Here is a 9,667-nt window from a genome sequence, read left to right on the forward strand (position 1 = left end):
ATTGACTTGTATTTAATTGCGTAGAGGTGAAGAGCGTAAGGTTTCAAAACACTTCTATTCAACAAAAAACGATCATACCTATTTTCGTACATGCATTATTGAAAAACATGAAAAAAGAACAAAAAGATTGGAATCCGCTCACACCTGAAGAAGAACGAATCATCGTCCGCAAAGGAACAGAACACCCTTTCACAGGTCAATACAACAAATGGGAAGAACAAGGCGTATTTGTTTGTCGCCGTTGCGAAGCCCCCTTATACAAAAGCTCCGATAAATTCGATTCCGGATGCGGCTGGCCTTCCTTCGACGATGAAATAGCAGGTGCTGTGAAACGAATCCCCGATCCGGACGGAAGACGCGTAGAAATCATTTGTGCGAATTGTGAAGGGCATTTGGGTCATGTATTCACCGGCGAGCGTTTTACCCCGAAAGATACGCGTCATTGCGTCAACTCTTTGAGTATTCTTTTCAAAAAGGCTTAATACGATATCTCTTGTATGAGAATTCTGGTGTTTTGACTTTTTCCGGATAAAGAAACTGAATAGGTTCAAAAAGTTTAAACGATTCAATTTAAACTTCTCAACCTTTTTGAACATTTTGATATGATTTATTCTTCTCTAGAACGAATAAAAGGCATCCTCAGTTATATTTTGTAGACTGCTCAATAAAATAAATTAGTAAGCGGTACTGCAATTGTAAACCGGGCTTCCCTTGCGTTGAATGATCTGACTTAATTGAATGTGAGCTGCCAGAGCCAGCTGGGAATAATTTTGAGAAGCATTTCCAAAGCTCGCTGCGCTGGTTACCCACATTTTCTGGATCAGTTCTTCTCCCGAAGCTACCTGACCGATTGCGTTCACAACCGCTTTCACATTCAATGCTCCGGCATGATACACATGCATCGTCAATAAACGGAACCAAATAGCTTGTTCGTCAACAGTTAATCCTGCTCCTTCTGCAATGTGGCGGGCAGACGGAATACAAATGCGTTTCAAAAGCTGGGAAGCTGCATAGGCAGAACGCATGAAGTCTTTTCGTTCATCTACCGAACGATTGACCGTTAATCCCATGGAACGCGCCACAGAAGGCATCAATTGAAATGGTCCGTAAGCTCCAACGGAAGATTTTTGCATCCTTCCCGGGCTTTCGATCAATAAAATGGATTGCGCATACCACGGATCCACTCCAAACTGCTCAAAGGCAGAAACTCCTTTCGGAAGACTTTCAAACACGAGGTCAAAGCGGTAAAAATCATTCTTCCCGGTGGTCACGTTGATACGTTCATCGGTATTCAGTCCAAACAAGGTACGTACGCTGTCTTTAAACAAGGTTTTCTGAATTTCCGTTTGCGCATGCCAGTCTTTGTTCGACATTTTCGCAATGATCTGTCTGGTAGAACCCACATTCACCAACACAGAATCCGGGGAAAGAATCATGATTTGCTGCCAGAATTTCGGATGCTGCAACTGATCCCACTGAGCTGCCTGAATTCCCGCCGAACCCATAATAACATGCTCTGCCGAACCTTCGGTAATGGAAATCATTTCCGGTTCCCAGGTAGAATTCTGCGAAAACGATAGGAAAGGAATAGACGCCAAAAGCGTCAGGAGAGTTTTGCGTTTCATTGTTGTTGTGGGTTTTGGATGCTGCAAATTAAAAAAAGCGTGTGAAAAATACAACAACACACTCCAATTTAATGAACAATCCGGTTTTCATTTCCTTGATTTGTTAGCGCGTATAACGCCGGAAAGAGTGAAACGTTACATTGAATTTTCACAATCCATTTGATCTTATTCCTCTATCTCGTTTTCCGAAGCTTGCTTCTCGATATCTTTGGGTAATTCTTTCTTCGGTTTTAAGCCCAATTTCTTCAGTTTCACAGCTTGCAACACCAGATTATCATTCCCGGTCGATAGCTGTTTAAAAGCCTCGTCGTATTTCCCCTGGGCTTTCGAAAGGTTCTCCCCGACTCCTTTCAAATTGTCTACGAAACCAACAAATTTGTCATACAATTTTGCTCCTCGTTCGGCAATTTCAATCGCATTTTGATTTTGATATTCCCGTTTCCATAAATCCACAATGAGTTTCAAAGAGGTAATTAAATTCGTGGGACTTAACAACAAAATCCGTTTGTCGTAAGCGAAATTCCAGAGTTCCGGATCTCCCTGCATCGCAGCGATATAAGCCGGTTCACTCGGAATAAACATCATCACGAAATCCAGCGCCTTGTTGTAATCATCGTAACCTTTTGCACTCAATGCAGCAATATGTGTTTTGACAGAAGCAACATGTGCGGCCAATTGAACCGCTTGTTCTTCCGGATCAGTTACGTCCAAATAACGCGTAAACGCCGTTAGCGACACTTTTGAATCAATGATGACACTTCGGTTATCCGGGTATTTAATCACGGCATCCGGGCGCATCTTCTTTCCTTCGGATTCGGACAATAGCGACTTTCCTTCTTCACCCAGCAACTGATGCTCCATGAAATATTCGCGGTCTTTCACCAATCCGGATTTTTCCAAAATGCTCTCCAAAATCATCTCGCCCCATCTTCCCTGGGTTTTCGATTCGCCTTTCAGTGCTTTGGTCAGATTTTTCGCTTCTTCGCTGATCACCTGATTCAGTTCCGCCAGCTCTTTCACTTTCTCACCAAGAGAGAAGCGTTCTTTCGATTCCTTGTCGTAAACCTCTTCTACTTTCGATTTGAATTTATCCAGGTTTTCGCCCAAAGGTTTTAAGATGGATTCCAGGTTGTTTTTATTCGTGGTCGTAAATTTCTCTGTTTTTTCATCCAGAATCCGGTTGGCAATATTTTCAAACTCCATGCTGAATTTTTCATTGAGTTTTTCCATCTCTTTTTTCTGCGTTTCCAGCTTTTCGGTCAAGGAAGCGAAATTTGCTTTTGTCGTAGCCAACTCATTATTCACCTCATCAAAGACTTTTACTTTTTCTGAAAGCAGTTCCTGGATGGATTTCAAACTCTCTTTTGCGGCATCCAATTCGCGTTCTTTTGCTTGCAATCTCACTTCCGATTCAATGTGCTGTTTTTCAAATATGTTTCGTTCCTGCCGGGTGTTTTTTAATTCCCCGTCGAGCTGTTTGATGTCTTCAGAATGCATGGCCAGCCTGATATCCGAATTGTGCAACTCGTTTTCGAGCGTTGCAATTTTTCCTGTGCTTTGTTGTTTCGCGAAAAGCCAGGCAATGACAGCCCCAATCACTAAACCTCCGATTAACAATGCGATTCCCATACTTTTTTCCTTTATGTTTCTTTAAAACTTCTTCAGTCCTTCACCTTCCACATACGCTTTCAGGATCGCATCCATTTCTTCCATGCTGAGCGGAAACCACTCTTCCTTCACCACTTTTCGAATCGTCAGGCGCTCTTTGACAGATAATGTTCCGTCGACCAACAAACCGAAGATCAGTAAACGGGCAATCAACAGATTTTCGGTTTGATCCGTCCCAAACAACTCTTCGATTTTCACTTCCGAAGTGTGTTTCAGGTTCAATTCCGGAACTTTTTCCAACAACCCTTTCACGAAAGCATATAACGCGAAATTGTATTGCCGTTTCTGTTGTGCCACGAAATGAACCAACAAGGTCAGTTTGTTTTCAACCTGCTTCAATTCTTCGGTCGAAAAATCATGCAGAAAATCGGTGGTCGCCGCATTCGAAACGATCCGCATGCGGGTTTCTTTCATCACGCCACGGCTTGCCCAGGCATTCCAGAAAGCAAAAATCGGAATTCCCACCAGGTCCGTTACAATTCTCAGGGCATAACGCCCCAGGAAACGTCTTACCAGGAATTTCATCAGCACATTGGAAAGCGTGGCCCGCAATTTCGTTCCGATCAAAAGCGAATAATATGCAAACTTCGTCAGCCCGATATACGGATTGATTTCCAGCAATTGCATGTGTTTTGCCGGCATTTCCAAACCTGCTTCGGTTAGCAACGCCACTTGTTCTTTGTAATCCTTATTCGTGGAAGACGGAAACTGGTAGATTTCACAAATCCGGCGCACGGCATGTAGATTCAGAACATTCAGCAGCCATATTTCCGGAAAGATCATCAAAACGGCATACGCCATATAATACAGCTCCACGTCAAATTCGTAACCGAAGACGTTGAAATGCTGTGCATCCAGCAAATGCGAAAAATGGAACGGAAAAATAACCACCATCACGGCACAAGCCCCGATAATTCCCGCAATGAGGTAAACACGTAGTTCCAACTGCTTCAATTGTCTTCTCTGAGCAGCATTCAACACATAGCCGTGCTTTTCCTCCAGGCGGATAGCAGCCGTTTTTTTACTCAAATAATGATTTGCCAGTCGAAACGCGATGCTTTTATTTCGTCTCTTTTGAATGTCTTCCATACCCGTCGGGTAAAATTAATTCAAATTCCGCAATAACATATTTTGTGCGACTTCACATCGCTGAGGTCAATCCGTTTGGCTTTCTTCCGTAACTTTGCAGAACGTATAAGTATGAAGTACATCCGGCTTTTCTTTGTTTCGATCCTGATTGTCCCTGTTAAAATCTATCAGTGGATCATCAGTCCTATTCTCCCGAATTCATGCCGCTACGACCCGACTTGTTCAGCGTACATGATCGAAGCACTCCGGATTCACGGACCAATCAAGGGATTGTGGCTAGGCACACGCAGAATCAGCCGTTGCCATCCCTGGGGCGGACATGGTTATGATCCGGTTCCGGAAAAGAAATGTTCTTGTAAGAAGGACTAATTGAAAATGGAGAATTGAAAAGTGAGAAGTGAGAAGTGAGAAATTTACACCTCTGATTGTTTTATTGAAACGCAACAGTGAAAAACACGCAAAGGCTTTTCCGTTTCAAATGTTTCGTTCATTTCGCTTGTTTTATCCTGCCTGTTTCCGAACACCATACAAGTATTCGTAAATTTCTTCTGCTAATACTTTGGGATCTTTTCCGCTTCTGTTTGTGTCAACAACCATGCGTGCCAACTGCATGTAGTCGTCGTAAATCCGTTCCATTTCCGGATGCTGTTCAATTCCCATCAGCTGGTATACCAAATCTTCGAGCATCAATGTGTAAGCGTCCGATACTGTCAGACCGACCCAATCCAGGCGGCGCAGAAAACGATAATAAATCAAATCCTGTTCGATCAGTTTCATGATCAATTCTTGTTGCGGGTTGTTTGTTGCTTCCATGATTTAAAATTTTATCTGAAAGTACAATTAATTTGCTTTAAAAGCAAATTAATATGTATTTTTTTATTCAAATGAACTGTTTTAGACTTAATTTATTACAGATTAATATTCTTGTATTATGCTTATTTTGCTTCAAATTTGATCTTTAAAGCATCATGAATAAAAAAGCACAGAATCGTATCAAAGCAGTTTTAGCTGAGCAAGGAAAAACAAATAATTGGTTGGCAGAAACACTAGGTAAGAATCGTACGACTGTTTCTAAATGGTGTACAAATCAGATGCAACCAACAGTTGAGACGCTTTTTGAAATTGCAGAAGCATTGAAAGTAGACGTCCGGGAATTGTTGATTTCAACGAAGTAAATCGGAATTCTTCCTAAAAAATCTTTGCGCTCTCCGCTTCTTTGCGTTTGAATAAAATATGTCTTCATTTTTAACGCAAAGGTGCAAAGGACCCAAAGTTCATTCTACTCTTTCCTGAAAAGGAAAAACAGATTCCACAACATGTTCGGCGCTCCTCTGTGAACCTCTGCGGGAAAAGACATTCAGCCTACATATTATTTTTCACGCAGATCATGCGGATTTACGCAGCTATTCAATCAATCCGGAAAATTCATAATCTGCACTCTCAGATATGCCGCGGAAAAGATCGGCTCAATCAAAAATTTCAAAAAAAATCTAAAAAATAGTTGTGTGATTCATTCATTTTATTTTACTTTGAATTTCAAAGTTCTTTTATGGAGAGTGAAAAATATTTAGCACAGTTGCATGAGATTCAAAGCATGATGCAAAAATCATCGAAGTTTTTGTCTTTGTCGGGGCTTTCAGGAATTCTTGCAGGAGTCTATGCTTTGATCGGTTCCGGGATTGTTTACGGGATGCGGGCAGATTTCATTTATCCTGTTCGTTTCAATTCGTCGGAATTTCTCACCGTTACGATCATCGCTGTTCTGGTCATGGTTCTTTCCTTCGTTACCGGCGTGGTTCTCTCTCTTCGAAAAGCAAAGAAAAAACAGGAATTGGTCTGGAACAAAATCTCCAAATTGTTCTTAATGAGTTTCATGGTTCCGTTGATCACTGGCGGCTTGTTTGCCATTATTCTCGTAAGCAAACGCGAGTTCGGGCTTGTTTCTCCGGTTACACTTCTTTTTTACGGAATCAGCCTGGTAAATGCCAGCAGATACTCCTTTGAAACATTGAGAAACCTCGGATTCATTTTTATTATTTTGGGATTAGTCAACGCATTGTTTGTGGGATATGGTTTGTACTTTTGGATGTTCGGTTTCGGAGTCTGTCATATCGTTTACGGCACGTTCATGTATCTGAAATACGATTATAAAAAGCAATGACAAGCATCATTTCAGATATCAATAAAACCTTTGATCACCGGATCAGACTCGGAATCATGTCTATTCTGATGGTCAACGACTCGGTGGACTTTAACCGTCTGAAAGAATTACTGGAAGTGACGGACGGAAACCTGGCGTCGCACATCAAAGCCCTGGAGCAATCGGAATACATCATTATCAAAAAACAATTCATCGGGAAGAAACCCAATACCACGTACGAAGCATCGCTTCTCGGAAAACAAACATTTGCCAGGCATTTGGCCGCGCTTGAGCAATTAATCAACACCAGTAAATAGCTATTTTTTTATTCATTTACTTTGAATTTCAAAGTTCTTTTAAACTAATCAAAATGGAAAATCAACGAGAAACACTTCCGGAAAGTCCGGGACAGGCAGACAAAAAAGAAACGAGCAATTTCATGAAATTTCTGAATTCTTCATTCGGAAGATTCCTGCTTATCGGGTTCATTACGATTCTCTTACTAGCTCCTTTGATCCGGGTCATGGTTCTGATCCAGGAACGGAAAAACCGGGCAGAAGAAATCAAAACGGAGATTCGAACCGAATGGGGAAATAACTTCAAATATTCCGGCATTGTGCTGCGCGTTCCGGTAAAAACAGGAAAAGAAACCAGGTATCTGTTCTACTTCCCGGAAACGGAAACCAACGATTTAAACGTGCAGGTGAACACCAAGAAAAGAGGCATTTATCACTTTCCTGTTTTTCAATGCAAAGTTTCCTCCGAATCGCTTTTCACGCCGCTTTTCAGTAATCCGAATCTCGACCTGAATCATGTTCAAATCGGACTTTTGGCACATCCTGAAACCCGTATTTCAGACATCGGAAAGATCCTGGTCGACGGAAAAGCACTCGACATTGAAGAAGAAACCTTTTCTACACCGCGAAATGCGAAGTTATTCTACGCAACAGCTCCATTCACTATTGACAAATCAACCACCCAAATCAAAGTCGATCTGAATTATTCCGTAAACGGTTCCGGGAAAATTATCCTGCAAGGTCACGCCAAAAAGAATCGTTTCAACATGAAATCCAACTGGGAAAATCCTTCTTTTTCCGGAAGCTCTCTCCCCGATCCGGATTCTTTTAAGGCAAACCATGGTTTCACCAGTTCCTGGAACATGATAAACATGACACAAAATGCCAAAAACGGAGTCTTTGAGCCGGGACATTACGGAACAGTCAACCAGGCTTCGGTTGATTTCCTGGAAAATGTGGATCATTATCAGTTGAACGAACGCACCGTAAAATATGCGATTTTAGTCATTCTGCTCACCTTCACGGTTTTCTACCTCATCGAATTGATCGGTAAAATGCTCATCCACCCGATTCACTATCTGATGATCGGTTTGTCTTTGATCTTGTTCTATGCCATTTTGCTGTCCTTTTCCGAACAATTCGGATTTGCAAAATCATACCTGGTTGCCAGTCTGGCCATTCTCACCTTGCTCTGCTGGTATGCGTATTCGGTTTTGGGTTCGCTCAAATTCGCACTCACAGTTCTCGTAGCAATCTCCCTGTTGTATTGCTTCCTGTATGTATTGGTGAATCTCGAAACATACGCCTTGATTGTAGGTTGTATCGGGCTTTTCATTGTACTCGCAGCAATCATGAGTTTCACCCGACGATTGAAGATGTAGTTCATAAACAAAGAAGGAAATTTACGACATGTAAAGATCATTCAGAACTTTGCGCTCATTGCACCTTTGCGTTAAAACAAAGTCATGTTTTATTGAAAGAACGCAAAGAGGATTTTCCTCAATCAACCTCTAAATCTGACATAAAACAAAAATCCCCGGTCATTGAACGAAGTCGAAATGCCGGGGTTTTCTCTTTGATTTACTTATTTATTTGGTGTAGGTGTATTTTCGGGATCGGGTGATATTGATTCCTAAGGAAATGCCATAGGTTGTTCCGTATTTGTTCATACTCGCGTAGAAGTTAAGCGGCACATTCAGCGCTCCGGGTCTGAAAGTTTTCCCGAAAGCAAAAATGAAATTGGTTGAGAAATAAGTAGCTCCACGCGTATCCGGTCGTTTGAAATAGGCCATGTGTTCGGCATTCGAAGTTCCCATATCAGACAATTCCTGAAAAGTTCTGAACTTTCCGTCGAAATCCGTTGTTCCGGAAACCAAACGCTTCATGGTAAAAGATGGTCCCATGGCAATTTCCCAGGCTCCTTTTCCGAAACGAACTCCGTGCATGATCGCCAATGAAGGAATCGGTGTTCCGTGCTCCATTCCGGCCACGTTTCCTAAGAATTCGAACAAACCGCTGAATTTTTCGCTTCCTGCATACTGAACTTCGAGCTGATAACCGATGTTGAATAAAACAGGAACCGTTCCAACACCGCCTTCACGCTCATTTCTGGTAAAGAACTCTCCGTTTTCACCGGTCGCTACTGCAAAACCAATCCGCGGACCTGAATTGTTCATTTTTCCCAATCCGGTGCTCGCAGTTGGTCCGTCTTTGAAAAACAAGGCTTTGTACATCGAAAAATCGACATCCATTTTCAACAACTTGTAGATCATGATATCCGTCATCCGGTTCAACTCGCGTGGTTGATTCTCGAATTGCTCAATCTCGTTCCGTTCGATTTCTCCGGTTTTCACATTCACAATTTTCATGGAAATCAGAATCCGGTCGCCCAAACCTTCGTAGCTGGCACTCATCGCGAAATCGGAATTCAATTGAGAACCTACGCGCCCCAAACATTCTTTCCCCAAACAGGATTCCATTTTCTTGTCGCCCAATTTCTCAGCAACGTCATAGCGGTCATTGACAACATACTTTTTGGAATTCACTAAACTTTTATAGATTACCGAACGAAGAATGTCTTCATTGGAAGAAATATTCCTGACTTCAATTCCCGCAATCACCATTGACGGCAATTGGGCTACCTGGGCCATTGTTTGAAAGGCGCAAAGTCCCAAACAAACTATCAATACTTTTTTCATGGTTTCAATTTTAAGTTTCCCGACAAATTTGCTAGGTATGCATAGGACTAGAAAACGGAATTCCGCATTCCGGTTTTAGCCTGTTGCGATTTTCCGTACTGGTCATGAAGTTGTTAAATTGAAAAAACAACCTGGTTATCAACAAAAAAG

General features: G+C 42.0%; 11 protein-coding genes. 6 read left to right on the forward strand and 5 right to left on the reverse strand.

What is annotated here, in order from left to right; genetic code table 11:
- The first annotated feature begins 107 nt into the window (after positions 1–107).
- The gene (locus Q1V93_RS10380; protein WP_300664423.1) at positions 108–482 is read left to right on the forward strand and encodes a methionine-R-sulfoxide reductase; all 375 of its coding nucleotides are present in this window, start codon (positions 108–110) and stop codon (positions 480–482) included.
- A 192-nt stretch (positions 483–674) separates the two neighbouring features.
- On the opposite strand, the gene Q1V93_RS10385 is transcribed toward Q1V93_RS10380, so the two are convergent.
- The 3 genes from Q1V93_RS10385 to Q1V93_RS10395 form a co-directional block, all read right to left on the reverse strand.
- Positions 675–1,625 (reverse strand): transglycosylase SLT domain-containing protein, encoded by a 951-nt coding sequence (locus tag Q1V93_RS10385; protein WP_300664425.1) that lies wholly within the window; start codon positions 1,623–1,625, stop codon positions 675–677.
- 165 nt (positions 1,626–1,790) lie between these two features.
- The gene (gene rmuC / locus Q1V93_RS10390) at positions 1,791–3,254 is read right to left on the reverse strand and encodes a DNA recombination protein RmuC (RefSeq protein WP_300664427.1); all 1,464 of its coding nucleotides are present in this window, start codon (positions 3,252–3,254) and stop codon (positions 1,791–1,793) included.
- 21 nt (positions 3,255–3,275) lie between these two features.
- Positions 3,276–4,382 (reverse strand): hypothetical protein, encoded by a 1,107-nt coding sequence (locus Q1V93_RS10395; RefSeq protein ID WP_300664429.1) that lies wholly within the window; start codon positions 4,380–4,382, stop codon positions 3,276–3,278.
- A gap of 111 nt (positions 4,383–4,493) precedes the next feature.
- Between Q1V93_RS10395 and yidD the strand changes: the two genes are divergently transcribed.
- Positions 4,494–4,751, forward strand: coding sequence for a membrane protein insertion efficiency factor YidD (gene yidD / locus Q1V93_RS10400; protein WP_300664430.1), 258 nt, complete (start codon positions 4,494–4,496; stop codon positions 4,749–4,751).
- 132 nt (positions 4,752–4,883) lie between these two features.
- Here the strand turns inward: yidD and Q1V93_RS10405 are convergent, their stop codons facing one another.
- A complete protein-coding gene (locus Q1V93_RS10405; protein WP_300664432.1) occupies positions 4,884–5,195 on the reverse strand; it encodes a hypothetical protein in 312 nt (103 codons plus the stop codon).
- A gap of 155 nt (positions 5,196–5,350) precedes the next feature.
- On the opposite strand from Q1V93_RS10405, the gene Q1V93_RS10410 reads away from it, so the two are divergent.
- From Q1V93_RS10410 to creD, 4 genes are all read left to right on the forward strand, one after another.
- Complete coding sequence (locus tag Q1V93_RS10410; RefSeq protein ID WP_300664434.1) at positions 5,351–5,557, forward strand: helix-turn-helix transcriptional regulator; 207 nt, start codon at positions 5,351–5,353, stop codon at positions 5,555–5,557.
- 374 nt (positions 5,558–5,931) lie between these two features.
- Entirely contained in the window at positions 5,932–6,543 is a 612-nt protein-coding gene (locus Q1V93_RS10415) for a hypothetical protein (protein ID WP_300664436.1), read from the forward strand.
- Positions 6,540–6,839: a transcriptional regulator gene (locus tag Q1V93_RS10420; protein ID WP_300664438.1), complete on the forward strand. Its 300-nt coding sequence runs from the start codon at positions 6,540–6,542 to the stop codon at positions 6,837–6,839. Before Q1V93_RS10415 ends, Q1V93_RS10420 begins: the two co-directional genes overlap by 4 nt.
- A gap of 53 nt (positions 6,840–6,892) precedes the next feature.
- Entirely contained in the window at positions 6,893–8,200 is a 1,308-nt protein-coding gene (creD, locus tag Q1V93_RS10425) for a cell envelope integrity protein CreD (protein WP_300664440.1), read from the forward strand.
- A gap of 207 nt (positions 8,201–8,407) precedes the next feature.
- Here the strand turns inward: creD and Q1V93_RS10430 are convergent, their stop codons facing one another.
- Positions 8,408–9,517, reverse strand: coding sequence for a hypothetical protein (locus Q1V93_RS10430; protein ID WP_300664442.1), 1,110 nt, complete (start codon positions 9,515–9,517; stop codon positions 8,408–8,410).
- Positions 9,518–9,667 lie beyond the last annotated feature (150 nt).

Origin of the sequence: Fluviicola sp., assembly GCF_030151805.1 — a bacterium.
Taxonomy (GTDB): Bacteria; Bacteroidota; Bacteroidia; order Flavobacteriales_D; family Crocinitomicaceae; genus Fluviicola.